The organism is Mesorhizobium sp. M1182 (assembly GCF_040318335.1).
Classification (GTDB): domain Bacteria; phylum Pseudomonadota; class Alphaproteobacteria; order Rhizobiales; family Rhizobiaceae; genus Mesorhizobium.
The window spans coordinates 20,302-45,533 of sequence record NZ_JAMYMD010000024.1; the positions used below are offsets into that span (position 1 = coordinate 20,302).

The 25,232-nt window shown below is 60.2% G+C and carries 19 protein-coding genes and 6 pseudogenes; 17 read left to right on the forward strand and 8 right to left on the reverse strand.

The genetic code is table 11. From position 1 onward, the window contains the following. Window positions 1-258 precede the first annotated feature (258 nt). Window positions 259-1,410 (forward strand): porin, encoded by a 1,152-nt coding sequence (locus NKH33_RS23475; RefSeq protein ID WP_352571074.1) that lies wholly within the window; start codon window positions 259-261, stop codon window positions 1,408-1,410. A 479-nt stretch (window positions 1,411-1,889) separates the two neighbouring features. Here NKH33_RS23475 and NKH33_RS23480 read toward each other — a convergent pair whose 3' ends face one another. Both NKH33_RS23480 and NKH33_RS33285 read right to left on the reverse strand, forming a co-directional pair. Next, window positions 1,890-2,330 (reverse strand): S46 family peptidase, encoded by a 441-nt coding sequence (locus NKH33_RS23480; protein WP_352921741.1) that lies wholly within the window; start codon window positions 2,328-2,330, stop codon window positions 1,890-1,892. Continuing rightward, entirely contained in the window at window positions 2,224-2,946 is a 723-nt protein-coding gene (locus NKH33_RS33285; protein WP_502906757.1) for a S46 family peptidase, read from the reverse strand. Before NKH33_RS33285 ends, NKH33_RS23480 begins: the two co-directional genes overlap by 107 nt. Before the next feature lie 424 nt (window positions 2,947-3,370). On the opposite strand from NKH33_RS33285, the gene groES reads away from it, so the two are divergent. The 7 genes and pseudogenes from groES to NKH33_RS23525 form a co-directional block, all read left to right on the forward strand. Beyond that, window positions 3,371-3,667, forward strand: coding sequence for a co-chaperone GroES (groES, locus tag NKH33_RS23495; protein WP_352921678.1), 297 nt, complete (start codon window positions 3,371-3,373; stop codon window positions 3,665-3,667). A gap of 62 nt (window positions 3,668-3,729) precedes the next feature. Next, window positions 3,730-5,385 carry a chaperonin GroEL gene (gene groL, locus NKH33_RS23500; RefSeq protein ID WP_352921680.1) on the forward strand — a complete coding sequence of 552 codons (1,656 nt, stop codon included), beginning with the start codon at window positions 3,730-3,732 and terminating at the stop codon, window positions 5,383-5,385. A gap of 163 nt (window positions 5,386-5,548) precedes the next feature. After that, window positions 5,549-5,746: pseudogene (locus NKH33_RS23505) on the forward strand (ABC transporter permease subunit); the annotation flags it as partial. A 104-nt stretch (window positions 5,747-5,850) separates the two neighbouring features. Further along, window positions 5,851-6,144 carry an ABC transporter permease family protein gene (locus tag NKH33_RS23510; protein WP_352921682.1) on the forward strand — a complete coding sequence of 98 codons (294 nt, stop codon included), beginning with the start codon at window positions 5,851-5,853 and terminating at the stop codon, window positions 6,142-6,144. 673 nt (window positions 6,145-6,817) lie between these two features. After that, the gene (locus tag NKH33_RS23515) at window positions 6,818-7,900 is read left to right on the forward strand and encodes an HPP family protein (protein WP_352921684.1); all 1,083 of its coding nucleotides are present in this window, start codon (window positions 6,818-6,820) and stop codon (window positions 7,898-7,900) included. 1,582 nt (window positions 7,901-9,482) lie between these two features. Continuing rightward, complete coding sequence (locus tag NKH33_RS23520; RefSeq protein ID WP_352921686.1) at window positions 9,483-11,138, forward strand: MFS transporter; 1,656 nt, start codon at window positions 9,483-9,485, stop codon at window positions 11,136-11,138. A 32-nt stretch (window positions 11,139-11,170) separates the two neighbouring features. Continuing rightward, window positions 11,171-11,720: pseudogene (locus tag NKH33_RS23525) on the forward strand (ABC transporter transmembrane domain-containing protein); the annotation flags it as partial. Here the strand turns inward: NKH33_RS23525 and NKH33_RS23530 are convergent. Together NKH33_RS23530 and NKH33_RS23535 are read right to left on the reverse strand one after the other, a co-directional pair. Further along, window positions 11,695-12,294 carry a cold-shock protein gene (locus tag NKH33_RS23530; protein ID WP_352921688.1) on the reverse strand — a complete coding sequence of 200 codons (600 nt, stop codon included), beginning with the start codon at window positions 12,292-12,294 and terminating at the stop codon, window positions 11,695-11,697. The pseudogene NKH33_RS23525 and the gene NKH33_RS23530 sit on opposite strands and share 26 nt — an antisense overlap. Before the next feature lie 278 nt (window positions 12,295-12,572). Beyond that, window positions 12,573-12,789, reverse strand: a pseudogene (locus NKH33_RS23535) (3-methyl-2-oxobutanoate hydroxymethyltransferase); the annotation flags it as partial. A gap of 147 nt (window positions 12,790-12,936) precedes the next feature. Between NKH33_RS23535 and NKH33_RS23540 the strand changes: the two are divergent. Next, window positions 12,937-13,899, forward strand: coding sequence for an NUDIX hydrolase (locus tag NKH33_RS23540; RefSeq protein ID WP_352921690.1), 963 nt, complete (start codon window positions 12,937-12,939; stop codon window positions 13,897-13,899). Between the two features lie 73 nt (window positions 13,900-13,972). On the opposite strand, the pseudogene NKH33_RS23545 reads toward NKH33_RS23540, so the two are convergent. Further along, window positions 13,973-14,272 (reverse strand): annotated as a pseudogene (locus NKH33_RS23545) (transposase); the annotation flags it as partial. Between the two features lie 119 nt (window positions 14,273-14,391). On the opposite strand from NKH33_RS23545, the gene NKH33_RS23550 reads away from it, so the two are divergent. Continuing rightward, window positions 14,392-14,676 carry a hypothetical protein gene (locus NKH33_RS23550; protein ID WP_352452632.1) on the forward strand — a complete coding sequence of 95 codons (285 nt, stop codon included), beginning with the start codon at window positions 14,392-14,394 and terminating at the stop codon, window positions 14,674-14,676. A 166-nt stretch (window positions 14,677-14,842) separates the two neighbouring features. Here the strand turns inward: NKH33_RS23550 and NKH33_RS23555 are convergent, their stop codons facing one another. Then, window positions 14,843-15,529 (reverse strand): isopentenyl transferase family protein, encoded by a 687-nt coding sequence (locus tag NKH33_RS23555; protein WP_352458542.1) that lies wholly within the window; start codon window positions 15,527-15,529, stop codon window positions 14,843-14,845. 734 nt (window positions 15,530-16,263) lie between these two features. Here NKH33_RS23555 and NKH33_RS23560 point away from each other — a divergent pair. Further along, window positions 16,264-16,604, forward strand: a pseudogene (locus NKH33_RS23560) (PIN domain-containing protein); the annotation flags it as partial. Window positions 16,605-16,831: 227 nt separating this feature from the next. Here NKH33_RS23560 and hemN read toward each other — a convergent pair. Together hemN and NKH33_RS23570 are read right to left on the reverse strand one after the other, a co-directional pair. Continuing rightward, window positions 16,832-18,172 carry an oxygen-independent coproporphyrinogen III oxidase gene (hemN, locus tag NKH33_RS23565; RefSeq protein WP_352780617.1) on the reverse strand — a complete coding sequence of 447 codons (1,341 nt, stop codon included), beginning with the start codon at window positions 18,170-18,172 and terminating at the stop codon, window positions 16,832-16,834. 417 nt (window positions 18,173-18,589) lie between these two features. Next, the gene (locus NKH33_RS23570; protein WP_352848691.1) at window positions 18,590-18,868 is read right to left on the reverse strand and encodes a hypothetical protein; all 279 of its coding nucleotides are present in this window, start codon (window positions 18,866-18,868) and stop codon (window positions 18,590-18,592) included. A gap of 15 nt (window positions 18,869-18,883) precedes the next feature. Between NKH33_RS23570 and NKH33_RS23575 the strand changes: the two genes are divergently transcribed. The 6 genes and pseudogenes from NKH33_RS23575 to NKH33_RS23600 all read left to right on the forward strand — a co-directional run bounded on the left by NKH33_RS23575 (window position 18,884) and on the right by NKH33_RS23600 (window position 25,174). Continuing rightward, window positions 18,884-19,069, forward strand: coding sequence for a hypothetical protein (locus tag NKH33_RS23575; RefSeq protein WP_352921692.1), 186 nt, complete (start codon window positions 18,884-18,886; stop codon window positions 19,067-19,069). 162 nt (window positions 19,070-19,231) lie between these two features. Further along, window positions 19,232-20,392: a porin gene (locus NKH33_RS23580; protein ID WP_352921694.1), complete on the forward strand. Its 1,161-nt coding sequence runs from the start codon at window positions 19,232-19,234 to the stop codon at window positions 20,390-20,392. Continuing rightward, window positions 20,386-20,557, forward strand: a pseudogene (locus NKH33_RS23585) (bifunctional hydroxymethylpyrimidine kinase/phosphomethylpyrimidine kinase); the annotation flags it as partial. The gene NKH33_RS23580 and the pseudogene NKH33_RS23585, both read left to right, overlap by 7 nt. A gap of 361 nt (window positions 20,558-20,918) precedes the next feature. Beyond that, window positions 20,919-22,451: a Fic family protein gene (locus tag NKH33_RS23590; RefSeq protein ID WP_352921696.1), complete on the forward strand. Its 1,533-nt coding sequence runs from the start codon at window positions 20,919-20,921 to the stop codon at window positions 22,449-22,451. Window positions 22,452-22,466: 15 nt separating this feature from the next. Further along, the gene (locus NKH33_RS23595; RefSeq protein WP_352617042.1) at window positions 22,467-24,236 is read left to right on the forward strand and encodes a prenyltransferase/squalene oxidase repeat-containing protein; all 1,770 of its coding nucleotides are present in this window, start codon (window positions 22,467-22,469) and stop codon (window positions 24,234-24,236) included. Window positions 24,237-24,412: 176 nt separating this feature from the next. Beyond that, entirely contained in the window at window positions 24,413-25,174 is a 762-nt protein-coding gene (locus NKH33_RS23600) for an HsdM family class I SAM-dependent methyltransferase (protein ID WP_352921745.1), read from the forward strand. Window positions 25,175-25,232 lie beyond the last annotated feature (58 nt).

Below are 25,232 nucleotides of genomic sequence, written 5' to 3' on the forward strand. Positions count from 1 at the left end.
TGTACCAATTGTGCGATTTGTGCAAATGTATAGTTGTTCGATTTGTGCAAGTAATACAATGTATTTAGTGACAATAATGCAACGGATACTTCTATATATGTTGGCAAACGGAATTTGAACTTGCACTAATTCGCCCGGTGAATAGCGTTCGAGCCGGGAAGGATGCATTGCGATGCGCATCTTTTTCGATCGTGGGGACCGGGAGCGGTTCGTCCATCGACGTCCTCGCCCTTTTCAAATCATTGAATGGAGATAAGTATGAACATCAAGAGCCTTCTTCTCGGCTCAGCTGCGGCTCTGATCGCAGCTTCCGGCGCCCGCGCCGCCGACGCGGTGACGGTCGCCGAGCCGGAACCGGCTGAATACGTCAAGATCTGCGACGTATATGGCTCGGGCTACTTCTACATCCCCGGCACCGAAACCTGCCTGCGCATCGGCGGCTATGTCCGTTACGACATCAGCGCTGGCGACGTTGGCTCCTACGACGGGGCGCGGACCCACGACGTCCAAGACGGCAGCGACCAGGGCACCTGGCGCAAGAACGCCCGCTTTGACCTAAGGACTTGGACCGGCCAGGAAACCGAACTCGGTACTTTGAAGACATACACCGAGACCAAATTCAATTTCGGTAACCGCAACGCCTATTCGGGTCCCGACAGTCCCCAGAACTATGCCTTCAACAGGGGCATCACACTAAACTTCGCCTGGATCCAGCTCGGTGGCCTTCGCGTCGGCAAGGACGAATCGGCGTTCGATACGTTTATCGGCTATGCCGGCAACGTCCTCAACGATACGCTCGTTCCCTACGGCGATTTCGACACCAACGTCGTGCAGTACTACTTCGACGCCGGCAATGGCTTCTCCGCCGTGGTATCGCTCGAAGAGGGTTCTGGCGTCGTCGGCACGATCGACAGCTACGTTCCGCATCTTGTCGGCGGCGTGAAGTACACGCAGGGCTGGGGCGCCATCAGCGGGGTCGTGGCTTACGACAGCAACTACGAAGAGGTAGCCGGCAAGGTCCGCTTGGATGTGAACGCCACCAACGAACTGTCCCTTTTCATTATGGCTGGCTATGGGACCGACGACAACCTAACCGATGGAACCTACGCCATTCCTGCCGGCGGCCGCGGCTTCTACAAGCAGTGGGGTGGCAACTGGGCCGTCTGGGGCGGCGGCACCTACAAGTTCAACGAGAAGACCTCTTTCAACCTTCAGGCGGCGTATGACGAGTGGAAGAACCTCGGCATTGCTGCCAATGTCGCCTACGATATCGTTCCTGGTCTGACGATCACGGCCGAAGTCGACTATCTCCACGCTGGCAAGTTCGGGGATGTGGACTTCTCTAACTGGACCAATGCCGACAAGAAGAACAGCGTCGGCGGTCTGCTCCGCTTCCAGCGCTCGTTCTGAGGATTGAAGAGCCCGTTGCCGCGTTCGGAGCGGTAACTGCGAGCCTAATTTGCGGCCGAACCATTGTGGTGAGGCTTGTAGAGGTTTCGGCGAATTGCTTGATCACGGACCTCCAATCCGAGCATTTCGTCGATGAGAAGGGCGCCCTGTTCCCGGGCGCCCTTTTTTAAGGGTTATCATCAGACTCTCTCCCGGGGGAACTGTGGGTAAGAAACAACGCATCGTCCTGCAGGCAGCTGTTTTGGCGTCTGCCTTTGGCTTTTTTTTGCTGATCCTGATCCTGCAGATGGTCAGTTTTTTGGTTGACTAGGCACGCGCAAGCGGGATGGATCGCGCAGAGACACGCGGAAGTTTTTTTCGCCAGCGAAACCCCGACGACCTGATGGGGAGTCGCGCCAGCAGGGTGGGCGCCACGTCCAGTGCCACCGACCCTGCGAGATGCCGATCGTTGGCGCGTCTGTCAGTTCGCGCGGCCATATTCATTCTGGTGCCGATCTGTTGCCTTTTCTGCTTTTCCCATGCGTTTTAGGCCGAGCCATTTGTGAAGCGGGCGGTCGATGGATCTGCGCCTCGCGATTGCCTGCCGTTGCCTGGTTGATCTGGGCGGCATAATCCGAGAGCAAACGCTGCAACCGCGGTTCGAATTGCGCGAAGTTGAACCGGACTTCATCCGCCGTCAGGAACTGATGCGTTGCGCCGGGAAAGCCGGCGACCATCACAAGGTCGCCTTCCTTGACGCCTTCACAGGCTATGGGCAGCCAACTCTTCGGCCGGTAAGGCACATTGTCGCGCGCATATGGCCGGGAGGAACCATCAGGAGCGACATAGGCGCGATAAAAGCCGAAGTCGCCTGTGTGGCGCGGCCACATCCAATTGTCCGTTTCGCCGCCGAAGGTTACCGATGCCGAGCGCGGGCGCATAGACAAGGCGCACGTCCTCGATTTCGAGCTTCTGCTGGAGATAGTAGGAGGCGCCGCCATAATAGGCCCCTACGTCGCAGCGGCGATTGGGCTGTCCTTCACATGCGGCGATCAGGGCCTTGCGGTTCGTGGCGAGCCGCTCATAGCGGGCAAACTCATTCAGCTTGTCCGAGACGCCCTTGAGCATTTCGGCGGTCACATCCCGCACGTCCTCGATCACATAGATTCGGCTGCCTGGCGCCGCGGGCAATTCTTCACCCAGGGCTCTTCGCCAGAAAGCCGTCTGTGAGATAGTCCTGGCCCTCCTTGCTGTGGTATTGGATGGATTCGAACACGCAGTGATGATTGGTTGCGACCAGCCCTTGTGGACTGATGAACGAGGCGGAGCATCCGCCCAGTGATACGATCGCGTGAGCGGGTCAGCGTCCAGACGGCCCAGGTGGGCGGGATCGATCTGGAGCCCATCCGCGCGCATGGCCGCGCCCACTTCCGCAGTCTGGCCCGGCATCCACATACCTTCGTCCGCCGACGTAGCCGTGACCGTCCAGAGCAAGGCGATGGCAGTTGCTTTGGCCAAACATTTCAAATTCGAGTTCATGCTGACTGTCGCTGTCATCTTGCCTCCTGTTCTCCGCAGATTGGATTGGTGACTATCGGGATGGCCGGAGTCCTGGCGCCCGCGCGGCGGCCAACACCGTAAGACCGAGTGGACCCGTTAACCGCAAGAGTCCTGATGGCGCTCACCTCTCATATTTGTCGCGCGCCAACGTTTGCGGATCACCCGCTGCACCGATCGTGCCAAATGAATAAGGCTTCAATTACAAATGGTGAGCCTCCCCATCCATGTCCTATCTCCGACGTCTTTCACGTAAAAGGCTCGGTGCTTCCACGCTCGTTTGCTCTTCGCCCGTCCCTCTTCCGTCTTGACTAGCAGGAGCCTACGGCCTATCTCACTGCCGCGTTAGCACTCGCTTCTGGTGAGTGCTAACCACGCTCCGGCAACGGAGAACCGTTCAACATCCGCACCAGGGAAATCCAAAATGGCAAAGTCGAATTTCCGGCCACTGCATGACCGCGTGGTCGTTCGCCGCGTCGAATCCGAATCCAAGACCGCGGGCGGGATCATCATCCCCGATACGGCTAAGGAAAAGCCGCAGGAAGGCGAGATCATCGCCGTCGGTTCCGGCGCCCGCGACGAAGCCGGCAAGCTCGTCCCGCTGGACGTCAAGGCCGGCGACCGCATCCTGTTCGGCAAGTGGTCGGGCACCGAAGTCAAGCTCAATGGCGAAGACCTTCTGATCATGAAGGAAGCGGACATCATGGGCGTCATCGGCTGACACGCCGCCTTTCATCCGCACCATCCAATCTGAATTTCGGGCGAAATGCCCAGGAGTAAAAAATGGCTGCCAAAGACGTAAAATTCTCCCGCGACGCTCGCGAGCGCATGCTGCGCGGCGTCAACATCCTCGCCGACGCGGTGAAGGTCACGCTCGGCCCCAAGGGCCGCAACGTCGTCATCGACAAGTCGTTCGGCGCACCGCGCATCACCAAGGACGGCGTCACTGTCGCCAAGGAAATCGAGCTTGAGGACAAGTTCGAGAACATGGGCGCGCAGATGGTCCGCGAAGTTGCTTCGAAGACCAACGACATCGCCGGCGACGGCACCACGACCGCGACCGTTCTGGCACAGTCGATCGTCCAGGAAGGCCACAAGTCGGTTGCCGCCGGCATGAACCCGATGGACCTCAAGCGCGGCATCGACCTCGCCGTCGCCGACGTCGTCGCGACGCTGATCAAGAACGCCAAGAAGATCAAGACCTCGGAAGAGGTTGCCCAGGTCGGCACCATCGCCGGCAATGGCGACGTGTCGGTCGGCTCGATGATCGCGGAAGCGATGCAGAAGGTCGGCAATGAGGGCGTCATCACCGTCGAGGAAGCAAAGACCGCCGAGACCGAGCTCGAAGTGGTCGAAGGCATGCAGTTCGACCGCGGCTATCTCTCGCCCTACTTCGTCACCAACGCCGAAAAGATGGTTGCGGATCTGGAAGACGCCTACATCCTTCTCCACGAGAAGAAGCTCTCCAACCTGCAGGCCATGCTGCCGATCCTCGAGGCTGTCGTGCAGACCTCGAAGCCGCTGGTCATCATCTCGGAAGACGTCGAAGGCGAGGCCCTGGCCACGCTGGTCGTCAACAAGCTGCGTGGCGGCCTGAAGATCGCTGCCGTCAAGGCGCCGGGCTTCGGTGATCGCCGCAAGGCCATGCTGGAAGACATCGCTATCCTCACCGGTGGCCAGGTCATTTCCGAAGACCTCGGCATCAAGCTCGAGAATGTCGGCCTCAACATGCTCGGCCGCGCCAAGAAGGTGTCGATCTCCAAGGAGAACACCACCATCGTCGACGGCGCCGGCAAGAAGGAAGAGATCCAGGGCCGCGTCGCCCAGATCAAGCAGCAGATCGAGGAGACCACCTCGGACTACGACAAGGAGAAGCTGCAGGAACGTCTCGCCAAGCTGGCGGGCGGCGTTGCCGTCATCCGCGTCGGCGGTGCGACCGAAGTGGAAGTCAAGGAAAAGAAGGACCGCGTCGATGACGCCCTCAACGCGACCCGTGCGGCCGTCGAAGAAGGCATCGTTCCCGGCGGCGGCGTCGCATTGCTGCGCGCTTCGCTGGCCATCACCGTCACCGGCGCCAACTCCGACCAGACCGCCGGCATCAGCATCGTGCGTCGCGCGCTGCAGGCTCCGGCCCGTCAGATCGCGGCCAACGCCGGTGCGGAAGCATCGATCGTCGCCGGCAAGATCCTCGAGAACAAAGGCGCGACCTTCGGCTACAACGCCCAGACCGGCGAATATGGCGACATGATCGCCATGGGTATCGTCGATCCGGTCAAGGTTGTGCGTACGGCTCTGCAGGACGCGGCTTCGGTCGCCGGCCTGCTGGTCACCACCGAAGCCATGATCGCGGAGGCTCCGAAGAAGGAGTCCGCTGGCGGCGGCATGCCGGCTGGTATGCCCGGCGGTGGCATGGGCGGCATGGGCGGTATGGATTTCTAATTCAGCCAATCTCGCAAGCTTACGGAAAGGGCGGCAGCGATGCCGCCCTTTTGTGTGTGCCGAGCATGATCGACAGCTTTAGACGTGCAAGTCCTCTACCCAGCCTGATGGCGGCGAAGCGCAATGGCGTCGTCGTGAGACGGGGTCTGGCCGTGTCCTTTCGTTCAGCCGCTGGTCGAAACTCACGATGATCGTGCTGCCTTCCGCCGTGCCGTCGATCTTTACAGGGCTGCGAGAAGGCCTTGCTAACGGCTGGCAGACCCTGGTTGCGGTAGAACTCATCGCATCGTTCGAAGGGCTCCGATACCTGATGGCCTATGGTCGTCAGCTCTTTCAATTGGAACTCGTCTTTCGGCCATGATCGTGGTCGGCCTGAGCGGATTGGTGATCCACGGCCTGCTCACGCTTGCCGAAAACTATCTGCAACGCTGGCGTCCGGAGACCCCACGATCAGCCTGATCACGATTGCAGGTCGGGATAGGCTGTCGCGGCGCTTCCATCGCACCGCCGGCCTTCCGCTTCATCGGCCGACATCTGCGGCCGCTTGCGGTGCTGATGGCGCTGCTCGCGATTTGGGAGTTGCTCGCCCATGCCGGCGCTGCTGACCCACGTTTTCTACCGCGGCTGGAAGAGGTGGCGGCCCGCGGCATGGCAGAGTTCAGCCGAGGTGGCCTCGGCTCCAATCTTCTGGTGAGCCTGGAACGTGACCTGATCGGTTTCGTGTGTGGCAGTGTGGCGGAATCGCGCTTGGTCTGGTGATCGGATTTTCTCGCCTCATCGAACGCCTGAGAGGCTCGTGGTCGCGGTTGTATTACCGCTATTACGTGACCTGATCACGTTGACGATGCCAGCACCTTCATTGGCCACTTTCTGGACCATGTACGTCACATCAGGCTCGCCCGCCCGATCGACACGAGCCGGCTCTGTAACCAAGCCGCCGTCATATGGCGCTTCCACGACGGCACTGGCGGCAGTCGTCTTCTCAGCGGCTACAGCTGGACGTTTCAGCAGCCAACGAATCCGATGGTGGCAAGGACAGGCAGACCAAGCACCGCGTAGAAGCCGTACTCCGCTGGAGTTCGCCTCGGAAGTGGAGCGACAAGGGCCTGATTTGTCTTGCCATGCCGACATTGTCAGCACGCTTTTCGAAGCCTCTGAATTCCTTAGTGTCCATCCCAGCTCGACCTCCGACCATCCCCATTTCCGGCTGCCCGCGGCACGACAGCCCTTGGCCTCTAGCTGCGCTCGAGCGGATCAGCGTGCCGTCCGCCTCCTCTGGCTGATCAAAATGTCTGCACCCATTTGGCAATGGCCGTTTCGCGCAAAAGTATTCCCCCGTGAGCCGGCTTTCCGAATTGGCTTAACTTCCAAATCTGTGGCTTTGCCTGCATTGCGGAGCGCGGAGTTCCGACCACTCGCCCAAGGGTATGCCATGGCGTTTCGTCTCTTTGTTCCGATCCTTGCCGGTGCAACGCTGCGCGAGCGGCTGCTCGCCTGCATCGGGGCCATGATCGGCATCGCATTGACTGGCGTGATCAGTGCGCTGGCGAACGGGTCTGGCCCACATGTCGCACTGCTGGTTGCTCCAATGGGAGCATCGGCCGTGCTGCTCTTTGCCGTGCCTTCAAGCCCGCTGGCGCAACCTTGGTCGATTATCGGTGGCAATACGATTTCGGCGCTGGTCGGGGTGACCGTGGCGCATTTCGTGCATGAACCCGTTCTTGCTACCGGCATTGCGGTGGCGCTGGCCATCGCCGCCATGTCGTTCACGCGCTGCCTGCATCCGCCGGGTGGCGCCGCCGCCTTAACTGCGGTGTTCGGCGGACCGGCCGTCTTCAGCTCGGGCTTGCTGTTTCCCTTCGTTCCGGTAGCGCTGAACTCGATCGTGCTGGTCGCACTCGGCTACGGCATCCATAAACTGTCGCGGCGCAACTATCCGCATGTGGCGGCCCCCGCCCTTAAAAGCGCGCATGGAACCATCGATCCGCCCGCGCGGGAGCGGGTCGGCTTCCAGCCCGAGGATATCGATGCCGCACTCGGCGCGCTGGAGGAAACCTTCGATATCGACCGCAACGATCTTGAGCGGCTGCTACGGCAGGTCGAGTTGCAGGCGATGGTGCGCTCCCACCGGACCCTGCTGTGCGAGGACATCATGTCGCGCGATGTGATTTCGGTCGATGAACATGCGCCGGCCGACCACGCGCGTCATTTGCTGCTCGATCACAACATCCGGACGCTGCCGGTGACCGACGCCGAGGGCGGGCTGGTCGGTGTAGTTGGCCTGCGCGAGCTGACGAAGGCGACCGACACGGTGAGGGCTGTGATGTCGAAGGCTAGCACCGCCTCTCCCGATACGCCGGCGATGAGCCTGCTGCCGGTGCTCACCGACGGCCGCAGCCATGCCGTGGTCATCGTCGATACGGAGCGACGCATTATTGGGCTGATCACCCAGACCGACCTGCTGGCAGCGGCAGCGCGCGTGCACATGGCCGACACAACGCTGGCAGCGGCATAAAATAGTGATCCGGAATTGCTCAATCCGGGAACCCGATGGGGCGCCAATAGGATAGCGGTATTAAGTGCGGCCTTCCGCCTAAGACAATTGCTTTTTACGAGTAGATCAACCCTGAAACGCGACCGCGTGCTCAGGCATCTGGTTCACGTAGGCCAAGTACGACTGCAACAACGGAACACTCTTCAACCTTGCCGGTGGCCAGAGCCAGTCCGCTATGTCGACCAAAGGCGGACTACAAGTGCAACCATCTGGTAGACAGCTCCTCTGCAACGAGGGTAGCGCGGTTCGCGTGTCCAAGGCTGGGTTGAAGCTCTACGTCGCGGGTTGAGTGATCGTTGGCAAGGGTCGCGGCTCAGACGCCGAGGACGCGGTTCGCAATTCCATGCAGGTGGTCCTTTCCTTTGGTTCCTGCATTTCGCCTCTGGTGAGGCGCGGCCGACTCCCGTCATGCATCACGCCGACGACCGCCGCTTCCTCGCCGAGCCAAGGGTTTGACTAGGCCGACGATAGACCATGCGATAAGCAATTCCGAAACGATGTGGCTTCCTTGCGCCAAGTCGGCTCTGTCGAACAGCGATGTCAACATGATCCTGAGTTCCGAGGGTTCGCCGCGCATCAATCCTATAACCTTGATGACGTTCCTGACTAGGAGGATGAGGCTGCTCCAACACGTCCACGGTGTTAGGAATTGCCATTGCACGAGTTGATCTCGGACTCCTTCGTCGCGCATCGCCAATTTCCAGCCCAATACCGCGCCTACGCTTGGTACCCCAACCACGCGGCCTATCGCCCTCATGCCCGCTTCGAGGACCCTCCAGGATCGGGCCCGTTCGGATAGGTGTGGGAGGCCGAGGCATCAGAGGGAACGGCCAGACGCTACCATGAGGATGCGCCATCTGCCGAAGAGCCGTACCGTTACCTTCGTCACTGTGGGAACGCGGGGCGACCGTCGCTTCAGCCATCCGGCTTTGGGTGTCATTTCTCCCCTGGCGGAGTCCACCGCCCCCGACAAAAGCCTGACCTTTGCCAGTCTTCTACGGGCAAGCGTTCGCGCCAAAAGTTCAAAGCCGCGTCCATAACATTCAACAATGAAAGCCAGCCTCATCAGATCGAGCAGAAAGTCGTCGATGGCATGTGTGAGCGCGTCAGACTTTTGTTCAAGCTGAAGCAGCAAGGCGCGCGCCTCTTCGATCGCGGCCCGGCAACCGTCTGCGTTTATCAGGAATCAATCCTGTCTAAGATCTGCAAGCCCTCACCTCGCCCCAAGCCAGACTCAGCGCATCGAACGCCGTTGGAGAGAGTTTCCGACGAAAGAACATCGTCGCGTTTCGCGAAAAGGCATCGCTCGGCAAAGTGCCCGTTGATGAAGCATGCTGTGTCAAACGACAAGCAAGAATCCGGGCTCCACCCCGTGATGTCTTCGAAGGCGGGGTGAGCCGGCTCGGGCATGCGTCTCGGCCGCAACCCTTAATCACGAGGAACTGTGCCGCAAGGCAAACAGTTTCTCTCTATTCTTCTAGCCGCCACGGTTCAGCCTAGATTACATGGGAAACGGCAATAACGGAAAGCAAAGGTTGGCAAAATGAGTAGGGTGGCTGGATCAAATGATGATTTGGCTGCACCAACGACCTTTGCGCCACTTTTGCAACCCACCTTTCGTTCGATCTGGCTCGCCACGCAAGTCTCGAGCCTCGGCTGGTTGATGCAGACTGTTGCCATCAGTTGGCTGATGGCTACCATCTCGACTTCCGATCTGATGGTTGCGCTGGTGCAGGCTTCATCGAACCTGCCCGCTTTCATTTTGTCCGTGTTCGCCGGGGTTCTCGCTGACAATTTCAGCCGTCGCAGGGTTATGTTCGCGGGCCGCTGCCTTATGGTGATAGCATCTGCGATGCTGACCGCTGTTGTAGCGCTGGGCTTTCTCGACCCATGGATGATTCTCGGCTTCAGCTTTTTAATCGCATGCGGCGGCGCTCTCAACGATCCCGCCTGGCAGGCGTCGGTTGGCGATATGGTGGACCGGCGCGATGTTCCCGCTGCCGTTACCCTGCTTTCCGTTGGCTTCAACACCGTACGGACCGTGGGCCCGGCGCTCGGCGGCATCGTGGTTGCCTCCTTCGGGCTTTTGGCCGCTTTTACCGTGACCACCCTCACCTATTTGGTACCCTTGGCCACCATATGGCGCTGCAAGTGGAAGGTCCGCTCGTCGCCTCTTCCGCGCGAGTCGATGAGGAGGGCCATCTATGACGGGCTGCGCTTCACGGCGATGTCATCGGAAATCAAAGCGGCGATCGCACGCGGGACCCTCTTTGGCCTGGCGAGCATCGCCATACTCGCGCTGCTGCCGCTGATTGTCCGCGACCAGTTGGGAGGAGGCCCGCTCGCCTATGGCACGCTCATGGCAGGTTTCGGAACAGGCGCGGTCTTCGCCGGCCTCTCCAACAGCCTGTTCAGACGGAGCTTGTCGCAAGAACAGCTGATGAGGCTCTCCTGCGTCGCCTGCGCGGCGTGCTCCCTCTCCCTGGCGCTTACCTCTTCGATCGGCGTGGCGGCAATTGCACTTGCTTTGGGCGGCGCAGGCTGGGTCACTGCCTGGTCCGGGGTTGGCGTGAGCGTGCAGCTGGCAAGCCCGCGCTGGGTCGTGGGGCGCACGATCTCCATCTACTATGCATTGATAGACGGCGGCATAGCGGCCGGCAGCTGGGTGTGGGGCACCGTTTCCCAGAACCATTCGCTGACCTGGGCGCTAGAGGGTTCCGCTGCGGCCCTGCTGCTCGTTGCTGCAGCCGGCGTTCTGTTTCCTCTTCGCGAGCGCCGCGAGTCCGAGCCCGATCCTTTGGAGGAATTCGACGCCCCAGCTGTCGCTCTCAGTTTGAAGCCGAGAAGCGGCCCGATCGTGGTCAAGATCGAATATCTGATAGCCGAGAGAAATGTCGAGGCCTTCCTCGACCTCATGCGGCAGCGGCGTCATGTACACAGCCGCGTCGGTGCTCGGAACTGGACGCTCCAGCGCAACCTTCAGAAGCCTATGCAGTGGACAGAAACGTTCCGCACGCCGACCTGGACCGACTACCTTCGCCTCAATCATCGTCTCACGGAAGTAGACAAGGAACTGGACGAGCGTGTCTTCCAGTTACACGCGGGAGAAGAAGCGCCTCAAATGACGCTTTCGATTGAGCGGCCGACAAGCTCGGCCCGGAAACCCGACCAGTCAATCCTTCACCTTCCCCGTCATTGAAGCCTGACCTTCCCATATCTGGGCATCAGCGATCGTTAAAGATCCGGGTGATGGATGAGAATCTCGGCGGCATCCGTGTCGTGCGTGCCTTCGCCGCGCAGCCGCACGAGCTGGAAAAGTTCGACCGCGCCAAGCAGGACGCGCCTTGATCTCGCCAATGAGCGCGTTGACATCCGTGTCGGCAACACCAGCGCCATGAATTTCTCGTTCCTGACCGCCATGGGCCTGGTGCTCTGGTTCGGTGGCCAGAAAGTGATCGCAGGTCAAATCAGCGTCGGCACGCTGGCCCTGTTGCTCACCTTCATGACCATTCTGCAGATGCCGGTGCGCCAGCTCGGACTGCTGGTCAACTCGTTCGCGCGCGCCTCGACCTGGGGCACGCGGCTGTTCGAGTTGCTCGACGCCGAACTTGACACCGAGGACGCGCCGGGCGCCAGGGATCTCGTCGTCACCGACGGCGTGCTGCGCTTCGACAATGTCGGTTTCTGCTACGCGGGCTCGGGCGGCCGCCCTACGCTCTCCGGCATCTCCTCCGAGGCGAGCAATGCATCGCCGTCTAGGCAAGGCGAATGCTCCGGACTTCCCAGCCTTTCTTGCCTTGCCCGCATTCGACAAACACCTTCTGTCCCGCCACCAGCACGCTGAGCCCTGAGCGCGTCAGGGCGCTGGCATGAACGAAGACGTCCTTCTCACCGTTGTCAGGAGCAATGAAGCCGAAGCCCTTTTCGGGTTTGTACCACTTGACCGTGCCCCCGCTCTCCAGCTGCGCACCGGTTTCAACGAAGGTCCCTCCAGCGACGCGCGTATGTGACGGAGTTTTCGCGCGGTGATCGCCGATCTCCAGCACCTGCGCGACTTGATGACCTTTTGGACTTTTTTCGACCGTGATCTTGAGAGGCGTTCCCGCGGCAACATCCCGGCTTCCGGCCGCCTCTAACACTCGCACGTGCAGATAGGCCTCCGTGCCGTCCGACAGTTTGACGAAGCCAAAACCCTTGCTGACTGTGAACCACAATACCTCCGCATCGACAGGATCTGCCGTCACGGTCGGCGGGCGCTGAAAATAGCTTGGCTCGGAAGTCCGTTCCGAAAAGGAAACGGGGTCATGGTCATAGCGATGCCGGCGTGGCTCGCGATGATCTCGATATTTGCCCATGATCATCTCGACTGGCATGGATGGCGCACTGCGCTACCGTCAAGATAATCTCAATCGGGCGACGCGTTTATGTCAAAAAGGCCGTGAAGACCGCAGCTGTGCCCGGCCTATCGGCCGAACCCTTTGAAACTAGATTCATTTCCCCTGAAACAATAGTGCCGGCGAGTCGATTTACTGACTCGCATAGGTTGTGTGGAGCGAGAGTGCGATGATGCTGGCGCGGGCGCACTGCAAGGGCTTTATCAGGCGTTGCGGAAAGCCTGCTCCGGGTTTCTTCAAAAGGAACCGAACGGCGGGTTGACGACCATTTGCGCCGGCTCCAGGCCACGGGGCAGGCCTGACCGTGCATGATCATCATCTCCAGCGTCACGCCCAGCGTCGACGCCAAGACGTGGAGAACCATGCCGCGCTGTCGCCGACGAGAACAACGTCGCAATATCGATCGACGAGCTTTGAATCGGCGCACTCAATGGGCCTCCTTCCCCAAGCACGGATGTCGCGTTGGCACTTTTTGTGCAGCTGCGAAGAGCTAAAATCGCCACGACGGGTGGTGTTGACGAGCCGACAATTATCAGACAAAAACGGAATTCAATCGGTTCAGCCGCCTACGCGGCAGGGCTCTGCTCAACGACGTCGGGGACCATGGACGATCGCGCAAAAGGGATTAGGAAAGGCGGAGCTGGAGGCAAGGCCAACGACGTCAATGCGGACTTGATCGCCGTTGTGGTCGCCATGGACAGCAGCGCCCCCTGCGTTCTGACCATCCCGCAGGCAAACGCCCTGCCCTCCGGCCCGTTCGAGCTTGCTCACCGTTCGCTGCAGTCGGGCCTCAGGGGATGGGTGGAAGAACAGACCGGCCAGCCGCTCGGCTATATCGAACAGCTCTACACCTTCGCCGATCGCGACAGGGTTGGCGCTGACGACCGCGTGGTCTCTATCAGCTATCTGGCGCTCACCCACCAAGACGAAGCTGGCGACCCGGCCGGGCGACACTGGGGAAGCTGGTACGACTATTTCCCCTGGGAGGATCACCGCTCCGGCACACCGGCGGTCGTGTTGGACGAATTGCGGCCGCGCCTGATGGAATGGGCGGATGGCACTGACGACAGTACGACACGCCTCGACCGACGACGGCGGGCGGCGATCGCCTTCGGCTTTGACGACCGCCATTGGAACGAGGAACTCGCGCTTCAACGTTATGAGCTGCTCTACGAAGCCGCCCTGGTGGAGGAAGCAATACGCGCCGGACATTCCGCTGCGCCCACCTGGGTCTCGGGCAGATCGATGATCGCCGATCATCGTCGCATCCTGGCGACCGGCATTGCGCGGCTGCGCTCCAAGATCAAATATCGGCCGGTCGTATTCGAACTGATGCCGCCGGTCTTCACGCTTTTGCAGCTGCAGCGCACCGTGGAGGCGCTTGCCGGCAGGCTCGTGCGTAAGCCGAACTTTCGCCGGCTGATCGAGCAGCAGGAGCTGGTCGAGGAGACCGGTGAGACAACCGCGGAAACCGGCGGCCGGCCGGCGCAACTTTATCGCTTCCGTCACGCCGTTCTCGACGAGAGGGTGATAGCCGGAACAAAATTGCCGCTCTCGCGGGCTTGACCCGCCTTGCGCCAGCAGCCCTGACGATGTCGCGGACGGCTTGGCCCTTGTGAGAACCGGGATTGTCGAGAATGACGATGTCGCCCGGATTCAGTGTTTTGTTGAGTTCGGTTTCGACATAGACGCGAAAGGCCTGCGTATTGATGGGTCCATCAATGACCCAAGGCGCCTCCACCCGATCATGCCGCAGCGCGGTGATGAAGGTCATCGTCTTCCAATGGCCATATGGTGCGTGGGCCATCAGCCGCTTACCGCGCACACCCCAGCCGCGCAACGGCGCCATGTTGGTCTTGACCCATGTTTCATCCAGGGAGACCAGGCGCGTAGGGTCAATGCGGGTCTGATAGCGCATCCATTGCGCACGCCCGCGCATCAGCTTTGGCTTGAGCTGCTCGGCCGGCAGAACGGTTTTTTTGAAGCTCTTGCCCTCGCGGTGCAGGAAGCGACCGACGCTCGCAGGAGACCACGTTCAGCCAGTGCCGCCGTCAATTGATGAAGCGTCATGTTGGCATCTCGCTCAACCTCGCCCAGGACGAAAGCACGGTGCTCCCCGTCGATCAGATAGGGCCGATGACCACCCATCTTGCCGGGTGCCGCACTGCCACGGCGACGCTTGCGGCCTCGGGCGTTTCCTGGGCGAAGGCGGTGGCGATGAAAGCCGAGACGACGCCACAGACTGGGCTGGCGGATAGTAGTTCGCGAGTCAGCCACGGTAGCGGTCGCTACGAAGCGCGCAGCACTTTGTCATCGGTACATTCCGTCCCATGCCTGAAATGAGCAGTGCAGCCATGTCGCCTCCTCCGCAGTCACCGTGGCGAAAGCAATCCTTCCGCTGCCACACGGACCTAATGTCGCCTGCCACTAGCTTGCTTCAGCAAACCACTTAGCGCAATTCTCAGGAGCTACCGTGCCCGCACCGCAGGCGAGGTCCGGGGAGGCTTGCTCACTCAGTTTGCCATTCTGGAAAGTCGCGTTCTTGCCAACGCGCATATTCGAGATATTCTCTCGCAATCGCCTCTACAAGATCTTGTTGGAGCTCTTTGCGAAGGCACGGCATTTCGCTGATTGCCAAGCTGTGCTCTCTCGCAAAACGAATGGCGCAACGATATCCGTCAACGTCTTCCAAAGTGAGACGGACTGCATCTTCCTTCCACTGATCCGCAAGTTCCTGCAGCAATGAAGGTTGTCCTTCTCTTGTGACAAACATGTCTGTGACCCGACGCTTGGCTCTCTCCAGAAAGGCGTCCGAGTTGCCGAGCCGCAACCGCCTTACATGCCACCGAAAAGCGCCATCCCAATGCTGACTTCGCGCCATTAAATTGAGAAGGGAGATCGAACCGCCTTCGAGGATGAGCCCCGGCTGGGAACTACGCTCATCCACTTGCATTATCAGCTTACGATGGGCGGTCTCGGCGTCGATGATGCCCGCGGTTAGCGGGCGCGAATCCAAGTAGATCCGCTGGGTAGATTGCAGTTCGGAATCCGAGGGACGCCCGCTGCCGGTGGCGATTTGAGGACAGCATTGTACACGATCCAGCGCAATGACCGGCCATCCGGTCTCTCGTGCAATTTGGATTGCCGCGTCTGTTTTGCCGCTGCAGGTCGGCCCGTAAATCAAATAGATTAGCATGTGTATGCCGCATAGTTTATCGGAACTAACCGCCCCCCAAGCACAAGATACTCGGTAGGCTTTCACCGGACTTGTCGCAAACATTTTGACAAGCGGCGATTATGCCCTGAAACGACGCCATTTTCGAACTTTGTGAAGTCCGAAAGGGCGCAAGCAGCCCGTTCTGGTCGTTCAGTCCAGTCACCGACGCCTCTGTTTGACGTTTGACGACGGTCCACTTTGCACATCTCATGCCGACTGTGATGCAACGCGGCACCGCAGGATGGTGACCTCGTTGTCTCCGGCAAAAGATCCTTGCGCGTCTTGGGTTAATCGAGGCGGCGGCGCACGGGCGCCTTATTGTCTCGGAACATGGCCAGGAAGGCGGCTGATCAACAAAAGTGGAAGACGGTGTCCCGACGACCTCACCGATTTGTGAGGCGACCGAGGATCTGCCCGACATCGTCGATCTCGTCCTCGAGGTGGGCCGTGTGCCGGCCGCGCCGCCAAAGCCTCCTCCCCTGCCGGTCCGGCTGGAAGTCTCGTCGAAACGGCACAGGAGTACACCAAAGCCGCCAGCGCGCAAACACACAGACCGCCGGCGCCAAGGATTTGGCGCTTTTTGCGTGGCGTCCGCTCCGATCTTCCGGAAGGGGAGCTGACTGCTGTTTTTTGGGCACTCGCTGCGCATCGCCGCTGCGCAACGCCGAACTGGACATCGAGCGGCTACGCGATGAACCGCATGGTCTGCCATTGTGAGGCTCTTGCTCGACACTAATGGCCTCTCCGAGGTGACGAGGCCGAGCCCTGACGCGCGCGTGCTGGAATGGATGACGGGCTCGATGAAGACCGCTCATTTATCAGCGTTGTGTCGATCGCCGAGATCCGGCGCGGCGCTGCCCTCATGGACAAAGGTCGGAAACGTGACGCACTGGCCGGATGGCTCGCCCGGGACCTGCCGCAGCGCTTCGAGCCGAGAGTCCTGCCCGTGGACGAACTGGTTGCCCTGGCCTGGGGCGACCTGACGGGCCTCGCGAAGCGGCGTGGTCGCGGTCTGTCATCGATGGACGGGCTGATTGCAGCCACCGCGATTTCCTGACCCATCACATGGCGGGGATATTCATGCGCTGACGGCGAAACACCCAGATGCCCCGCACCTACCACGATCAATATGGAAACGCCTCGGTGGCAGCCACGAGGTCGATGTCATTGAAGATGAGATGAAATAGGCGGATCAGCTCTGCTTTTCGCATCCTTGACGCGCGCTTCATGACAGGCCTCGGCCGAGGGCGTCGAGTTTAGCTTCCGGTTGGATGCTTGCCCTCACCTGTGGCTATGCTTACGGCCATCCCGATCGAGAAAAGCATCGAACGCGGCAGCGACAGCGCGAATTACAAAGCGATGCTCCCGCCGTACGCGGACAAAACCGTTTTCGAAGTCCACTATCCCGTCCTCGGCCAGCATCGCCAAGCGTTCAGCTGAATCGAGAAGACGGATCGGATCAGATTCGTGGGCGGCACAGATTGCCTGCACATCGGCCTCGAGATCGCACATTAGTCGCTCGATAATTGCGGCTCGCACGCGGTCGTCGTCGGTGAGGCGATAGCCCTTTGACGTCGCCAGACGGCCAGCTGCGATGTGCTGGATGTAGGAATCCCGTGTAACTTCGTTTTGGACGTACCCCTCGCCGACGCGGCCGATAGCCGACGCGCCGAAACCGATCAGGGTTCTGCAGGTGGTGGCCGAGTAGCCCAGCGAGTTACGCCGCAGGCGACCCGTTTTCTGTGCCAGCGCGAGCTCGTCGTCCGGCAAGGCGAAATGGTCGAGCCCGATCTCGCGGTAGCCGGCGGCAATCAGCGTCGCGGCCACGGCCGCATACTGTTCGGCGCGGGCAGCGCTGCCCGGAAGAACTGCCTCCTCGATGAGGCGCTGATTCTTTATAAGCGACGGGATGTGCGCATAGCCGAACACCGCAAGCCGGTCGGGGCGCATTGTGACCGCCGCCCTCGCGGTCTCGACGCAGGACTGCACCGTTTGATGCGGGAGACCGAAGATGAGGTCGAAGTTGATGCGGCTTACTCCATGCCGGCGCAGCATTTCCACGGCAGCCGACGTCTGCGCCTCACTCTGAACCCGGTTGATTGCTTTTTGAACAATGGGATCGAAGCTCTGCACGCCGAGACTCACACGGTTCACGCCGGCTGCTCCTAAGGCCTCGGCCATCTCGGCCGTGAACGTGCGCGGATCAATCTCGACGGCAACCGTAGCTGTTTTCGTGAGAGCGAAGCGGCGTCGCAGGAACTCCATCAGAGCCAGGAACTCGGCTGGTCCTATGAGAGACGGCGTTCCGCCGCCGAAATGCATGTCGCTCACGGGCAGCGTCTGCGGCGCTCGCTCCGAGACCAAACGGATCTCGTCACGCAGGGCCGCCAGATAGTTGAGGATCGGCGCATCATGGCGGGTGATGGTGGTGGGGAAGCCACAATACCAGCAAGCTGATCGGCAGAACGGAACGTGGAAATAGAGCGACACCGGATCGTCAGCCGGCAGGTTCCTGAGCCATTCCTCATAAGCCTCGGCGCCGACCGCCCCAGAGAACTCTGACACAGTCGGATAGATAGTGTACCAAGGCAGGCCGGCCTCGCGATATTTTGTGGTCTGCAACAGTTACCGTCCCATGCTGATAACCGCCAACCTTACCGCTGCGCTCGCCTGTGTCTTTGCGCTATGTCAGTCCGTTCCGCTTTGGGCTCGAAACTTGTATTTCTCAGCAATAGCGGCCGTTCAGTCTTGGCTGGACGGTCAGCGACTGGCCATGGCTGTTCCCGCCGCGACCCTCACGCGCACCGTTTGGTTCCACCATCCCTTCCCTTCAGCCTGCGCCTGGTCGAGTAGATTCTGCTGAGCGCGGCTGCCGCATCCAACGAGATAACACGGCGTTGGGACCAGACTTTGCTCGCCAGCTAGCGCAGCCCCATAGTGATCTCTGGCATCTCGATGAGCTCGTTGTGTGAATTGCTGGCAAGAAGCATTAGCTGTGGCGCGCCGTCTATCAGGACGAGAGGCTGCTCGACGCGACCGTCAGGTCGGCCGCAATGCCAAGGCCGGCGCGCCTACTGACTCCGTGGTGGAGGCAAGGCTGCGCGTCAGCGCGTGATTACCGATCATCGCGCTCGCCAAAATGACGGCGTCGTACCGAGCGGTGCCGCCGCATGATGTCTCAACGTCGGGGCTCACAGCAACAAAGCTGTCGCCATTGAACGAAACTGTCGCGAAGCGAACAGACGAACCGTAGCCGAAACGTTTGCCGTTCGTGCTTGGGTTGATCCGCAAGGCAAAAAGGAAGGAAGAGCGAACCAAGGTCCGCCGGCACACTTGAGCTTCAAGCCGCAGCTGCGTCGTCAGGATGGCACGTCATTTGCAGTAGAAGCCTTTGCAGTAGAAGCCTTTGTGACGGCCCGCCCACAACTAGCGGAGATGACGGGGATGATTTGTACAGAAATGTTTGATGGCGTCGTTTCGGCGATTATTATATTTGTAATAACAATCGCATATTTGTAACAATAACACCCAATCATATTCTCAATTTCTGATTAATATCTGGCGTGACGAGCGCATCAAAACTGCTCAAATTCAACTCAATGCGCATCGTTATCGACTGTTTCCTTAGCAAGAGTTCATCACTGACGTCCATTCCTTTTACTCTTTGAACGGAGATCAACAATGAACATTAGGAGCCTCCTCCTCGGCTCAACTGCGGCACTGATTGCCGTTTCCGACGCTCGCGCCGTGACCGCCGTTGCCGAGCCTGACCCGACTGAGTACGTTAAAGTCTGCGACGTCTACGGCTCGGGCTACGTCTACATTTCAGGCACTGAGACCTGCGTGCGCATCGGCGGCTATGTCCGTTACGACGTCGGCTTGGGCCATGTCGGATTGGTTGATCACGCAAGAACCTCGGATGTGAGGACTGGTGAGCATCAGGGCACATGGCAAAACAACACGCGCTTCACATTGAAAACTTGGACCGGCCAGGAGACCGAACTCGGCACGTTGAAGACCTACACCGAAACCCGCATGAACTTCGGCAACCGCCACACTTCGGTTTCGGACAGTTCTCGGTCCTATGCCTTCAACGGAGACAGCACCTTGACTTTCGCCTGGATTCAGCTTGGTGGCCTCCGAGTTGGTAAGGACTGGTCGGCCTTCGACATGTTTATTGGCGGCGCGGGTGACGTACTCAACCAGACGCCGGTTACGTACGGCGCTTTCGATACCAATGTGGTTCAGTACTACTTCGACGCCGGGAACGGCTTTTCGGCCGTGGTTTCGCTCGAAGAAGGCTCGGGCGTGGTCGGCACAATCGACAGCTACGCACCGCACGTAGTCGGCGGCTTGAAATACACACATGGCTGGGGCGCGATCACCGGCGTTGCCGCTTATGATAGCAACTACGAATCGGTGGCCGCTAAGGTCCGTGTCGACATCAATGTCACCAACGAACTGTTGCTGTTCGGAATGCTCGGCTACGGTTCCAACGGCAAGCTCAACGACGACTCCACGAACGCCATCGACGCTCATGGTCGCGGCTTCTATAAGAGTTGGGGCGGGAACTGGGCTTTCTGGGCTGGCGCCACTTACAAGCTCAACGAGACAACTTCGTTCAACCTTCAGCTCTCCGGTGATCAGCTCAAGAACCATGGTGTCGCTGCAAACGTCGCCTATGCGTTTCTTCCAGATTTCACAGTTACGGCGGAACTCGACTATGGCCGATGCGGTAATTTCGCCGTCGGCAAGGTGGACGGCGCTTCCAACATGAATTGGACCAACGCCAACAAGAAGAGCAGTGTCGGCGGAATCCTGCGTTTCGAACGCTCATTCTAACGGATGAAAGGGCGCTGAGGCAGGCATCGCATGTACTTGTCGTCGGCGGATCGGACTCCAGTGGGGGTGCCGGAATCGCGCGCGATATCGAGACGCTCTCCTCCATGGGCGTGCGCAGCTGCCTTGCCGTCACTGCGGTGACGGTGCAAACACACGACAGCGTCAGCCCGGTTTGGTGGCCGATCAGATGCGTGCAGCGATCTCGCGAGCGTCGCGGCGTAGTGAGCGCGGGCGCGGCCGTGATGATCGGGGCGGGAGGGAGAGGTAAGGAGCGTCTTTCCTTTGAGAATTCGCGTTTACGGGTACCCACGATGCACAACGGGCGAGTTTTTCAAAGAGGCGCGTCCTCCTTCGAAGCGCTTCGGAGCGCCAGGCTCTAGGCTCGCCCCGAGCCCCTGCGTAGCATAAAAAACTTGTTATCGCACGACTTAAAAAACTTGCAACTCCACAACATCATTGACTTGTCGCCTGTCAGCACTATATACTTGTAATCGCACAGCTCTAAAAAACTTGCAAAGGCACGGCCATGGCCAAGCCCCATGAAAAACTCGCTGTATCACTGGCCGTCCTCAAAGAGCTGCAGGAGGGTGGGCGGCGCATATTCAAATCAGATGAGCTGACCCGCGTCCACCGGGAGCGGCTGCTGCAGAACGGGTTCCTGCGCGATGTTATCAAAGGCTGGCTCATGTCGACCGGCCCGCAGGCACAGCAGCAAGACACCACCCCCTGGTCCGCGAGCTTCTGGGAGTTCTGCTCCCTTTACTGCAATGACCGGTTCGGCAAGGACTGGTTCCTGTCACCGGAGCAGTCGCTGCTTCTGCACGCGGAAGCGCCCACTATTCCGCCTCAGGTGGTGGTGAACACCCCCAAAGGCACGAATAACAAAATCGACCTGCTGCTCGGCACTTCGCTCTATGACCTCAAGGTCAAGGAGATGCCGGCCGAACTGACAGAGAAAAACGGCCAGCGCGTGTTCACTGTCGAGGCCGCCCTTACCCGGGTGCCGGAAGCGTTCTTCCAGCGCGCCCCTATCGAGATGCAGATCGCCATGGCGTCTGTGCGCGACGTATCAACCGTTCTGGCCCTGCTGCTTGATGGCGGCCATTCCGCCGTGGCGGGACGGCTTGCGGGGGCCTTCCGTCGCGTAGGACGCGACTCCTTTGCCGATGAAATCGTGGCCGCCTTCAAAGCCGCCGGCTATGACGTGCGCGAATCCGATCCGTTCGCGGGACAAATTGGAGTGACAACCATTGCGGCGGGCGTACCGCCGTTGGTCGCCCGCCTGCGCGCGATCTGGCAATCGCAGCGCGAAGCCATCATCGAGATATTCCCGAAGGCACCCGGACTGCCGTCCGACAAAGACGCCTATATGAAGTTCGTCGAGGATATCTACGAAAGCGACGCCTACCATTCGCTGTCGATAGAAGGGTACAGCGTCACCCCGGAACTCATCGACCGGGTGCGCGAGGGGAGCTGGAATCCGGAGATTGATGAAGAGGACCGCAAGAACCGGGATGCGCTTGCCGCGCGTGGCTACTACCTCGCATTCCAGAAGGTCAAAGACTCTGTTGCCGCGATCATCAACGGCAAGCCAGCCGGCGCGTTGACGCGGGACACTCACCGGGAGTGGTACCGGGAGCTGTTCGCGCCGTCAGTGACCGCCGGCATCCTCAAAGCCAGCGCGCTTGCGGGATATCGCAATCACCCTGTGTACCTGCGCGGCTCGCAGCACGTGCCGCCGCGTACCGAAGCGGTGGCCGATGGTATGAATGAGCTGTTCGAGCTGCTGGAGGCGGAGAAGGAGGCCTCCGTGCGTGCCGTGCTGGGGCATTGGCTTGTGGGCTATGTGCACCCCTATCCGGACGGCAACGGACGGATGGCGCGGTTCCTCATGAACGCGATGCTGGCTTCAGGCGGTTACCCCTGGACAGTCGTCAGGGTCGATGACCGGAAGGCCTACCTCGCAGGGCTGGAGGAGGCGAGCGGCAATATGAATGTGAAATCATTCGCCGCCTTTCTCGCCGAACGGGTGAAGTGGTCTATGGAGAAGGCGGCGTGAGGTCGGTGGTGTGCTATGTTTAACTTGCTTGTCTCGGGCCACGGCGAGTGGTGGGAAACGCCGCCGTTCACGTCAACCATTGACCGGTTCAAGGAATATAGCGGCGCCGAGGCCGAGGCTATCGACCTCGCGCGCCCTGAAACATTGCGCCGGCTGGAGGAAATCCCGGCGCTGTTGATGTACGAAGTCGGGGCGGGAGGCCCGCACGCGCGCGTGGTCCGGCACGGCCGCATACGCAATATCGTTCGGCGCGGACACGAACTGGCCTTCACCTTCGAGCCCGATCCGGAACATGCCTTTCTCGACCGGTCAGCGGTGTTGAGAATTGCGGACCGGCTGGGCATTCAACAGTTCGAACAGCACCGTACGCACTGGGCGATCAAGGATGGTGACATTCCGGCCGAGCTGATTGCCACCGGCACCGCTGAACGGGCGCAGCGCACCGTTGCTGTGGTTGCGGCAGAATATGTAGAAGCGCGCCGCGAGGGACGAAGGAGAGAAGCTGCCGAACTGGCCGAAGAACTGGAGGATTTTCCTCCCTCGCTGGAGAAAGCACTGTCGCTAGTGCCGGCGCGTATCCTTCAGCAGCCGACACCCGAATTATACCCGATCCTTGGGATAGAGCCCCGCACGCCCGAAGGCCGCAACGCCGTCGTGGCCGTCGTCGCAAGGGATCACAATGGGCAGGACTTGCCTGCCGACTGGTCTTATTCGCTGGCGTGGTTCCTGGACCTTTACGGCAGCGCGACGGAAGCGGGGCGCCTTGACGGCGCGCTGGCCGAATGCGCAACGCATATGATCGCGCTCGGCACTGGCGAGGGAGAAGCTGCCGCCCCGGTTGAAGATATCGGCTACGCACTCTGGCGCTGTTCGCGAAGCCCGAAACTTATCGGCGATCTGCGCCGGGAAATTGCGGTCCTGACTGATCGCCTCGTGCGCCGCCAGGAGGGTGGGGGCTACTGGAATGAAACTAGAGAAGGGGTTCCCCGGCCCGGCCTGCGCGCCACGGCCCTTGCGACAGTCGCCCTTCAGCGGCTTGGCGATGACCGCTACCACGACGCAATTCGGAAAGCCGTGTCATGGCTGATCACACAAGTTATTCCTGACACAGGCGCGCTTCCGCGCGACGCGGGCGACGACGATCCCGAGGTCATCGCCACGACACTCGCGATGGAGGCTATTCGCCGGTCTGATTTTGTCGATGACGTGCCCCACGTGCTGGCGGCTGGAGATGCCTGGCTGGTCTCCGGTCAGACCGTGCTGGGAGGCTGGCAGGCAGAGCCGTGGGCAGAGGATTTTGTCGCGGCCTTGGTGCTTGAATATCTCGCGCGCCAAAACGAGATGCTGCCGCAGGTCGATGGCTTTCTCCTGATGGCGCGCGACTTCTTCCGCAAGGCAGAAGAGCTGCAGCTGGAAGGCGGCGCCAATAATCGGCGGCTTGCTGCCATAGCGACCGTGCATGCTGTGGAAATGTTCCTCTATGGGCTGTTTGAGCGGCGGGAAGATTTGGCGCTGTCAGCCTTCCGCGAAAACGGCACTGAGACGCTCGGCCCCCGGGAAGCGCTCGGCGCTCTGCAGGCTGCGTTGCAACGGATCGGGGTGCTGCACGCGCCGCAACGGCTGTCCCACCGCGACAATCTGAGTGCGTTGGTCGGGCGGCGTGACGGGATCATCCATCGCGCTCACGAAATTAGCGAAGCGGAACTCAGAGACGGGATGAAGCATGCCCGGCGCTTTATCGAAAAGTATGCCCGGTCGCTGCTCGACTTGAACCTGTTGCAGTGAATGTACGTGATTGAGGGGGATGATGAAAAGAAGCGATATTCCAAAGGATGTTATGGCGGCTATTCCGCAAGGCCGCGGAAGAATATGGGGGCAGCGATGCCCCGGCGACATGGCCCCGGATGTGCTGATGACCGGACGTTACCAGTTCGGCAGCAACGAGCGCCGATGGCGACGACATTCTCGGCGATGCCGACGAATATCTGATGCGCCATTTCGCGACTGAGAGCGGAAAGAGCAAAGGCCAGTTCTACACCCCCGCCGAAGTCAGCCGCATCATGGCGCAGATCATCGGCATTCGGTCCGCCAAGACCAGCGGCGACACCACCGTCTACGACCCGACCTGCGGATCGGGATCGCTGCTGCTGAAAGTGGCCGACGAGGCCGGGACCAATGTCACGCTCTACGGGCAGGAGAAGGATTCGGCCACCAGCGGTCTCGCGCGCATGAACATGATCCTGCACAACGCACCCACCGCGATGATCATGCAGGGCAACACCCTCACCGATCCCAAATTCCGCGACGGCGATGCGCTCAAGACCTTTGATTACGTCGTCGCCAATCCGCCCTTCAGCGACAAGCGCTGGAGCACCGGGCTTGACCCGCTTCATGATGAGCTGATCGCTTTAAGTCGTTTCGGCGTACCGCCCGCCAAGCAGGGCGATTACGCCTACCTGCTACACATCGTCCGGTCGCTGAAGAGCGCCGGTAAGGGCGCCTGCATTCTGCCGCACGGCGTTCTCTTCCGCGGCAACGCCGAAGCCGAACTCCGGCGCAACCTTGTGCGCAAGGGATACATCATCCACACCTACAAATTCAGCGAGGCGGTGGAGGACGAAGTCGTTCTCGACCTCGTTTTTTATGAAGCACGCGATATCGACCAGCGCCTGGGTTCAGAGGACAAATTGATCAGTGGTTCGATGCCAAAACCAAGGCCCTGAATGACTGGCAAAGGGATGAGCTAAAAAAGAAATGGGGCACGATGTAAAACGTGCTTAG

Coding starts and splice junctions, on each gene's coding strand:
- NKH33_RS23475 (WP_352571074.1), top strand. CDS start 259: ATGAACATCAAGAGCCTTCTTCTCGGCTCAGCTGCGGCTCTGATCGCA.
- NKH33_RS23480 (WP_352921741.1), bottom strand. CDS start 2,330: ATGCGCCCGCGCTCGGCATCGGTAACCTTCGGCGGCGAAACGGACAAT.
- NKH33_RS33285 (WP_502906757.1), bottom strand. CDS start 2,946: ATGACAGCGACAGTCAGCATGAACTCGAATTTGAAATGTTTGGCCAAA.
- groES (WP_352921678.1), top strand. CDS start 3,371: ATGGCAAAGTCGAATTTCCGGCCACTGCATGACCGCGTGGTCGTTCGC.
- groL (WP_352921680.1), top strand. CDS start 3,730: ATGGCTGCCAAAGACGTAAAATTCTCCCGCGACGCTCGCGAGCGCATG.
- NKH33_RS23515 (WP_352921684.1), top strand. CDS start 6,818: ATGGCGTTTCGTCTCTTTGTTCCGATCCTTGCCGGTGCAACGCTGCGC.
- NKH33_RS23520 (WP_352921686.1), top strand. CDS start 9,483: ATGAGTAGGGTGGCTGGATCAAATGATGATTTGGCTGCACCAACGACC.
- NKH33_RS23530 (WP_352921688.1), bottom strand. CDS start 12,294: ATGGGCAAATATCGAGATCATCGCGAGCCACGCCGGCATCGCTATGAC.
- NKH33_RS23540 (WP_352921690.1), top strand. CDS start 12,937: ATGGACGATCGCGCAAAAGGGATTAGGAAAGGCGGAGCTGGAGGCAAG.
- NKH33_RS23550 (WP_352452632.1), top strand. CDS start 14,392: ATGAAGCGTCATGTTGGCATCTCGCTCAACCTCGCCCAGGACGAAAGC.
- NKH33_RS23555 (WP_352458542.1), bottom strand. CDS start 15,529: ATGCTAATCTATTTGATTTACGGGCCGACCTGCAGCGGCAAAACAGAC.
- NKH33_RS23580 (WP_352921694.1), top strand. CDS start 19,232: ATGAACATTAGGAGCCTCCTCCTCGGCTCAACTGCGGCACTGATTGCC.
- NKH33_RS23590 (WP_352921696.1), top strand. CDS start 20,919: ATGGCCAAGCCCCATGAAAAACTCGCTGTATCACTGGCCGTCCTCAAA.
- NKH33_RS23595 (WP_352617042.1), top strand. CDS start 22,467: ATGTTTAACTTGCTTGTCTCGGGCCACGGCGAGTGGTGGGAAACGCCG.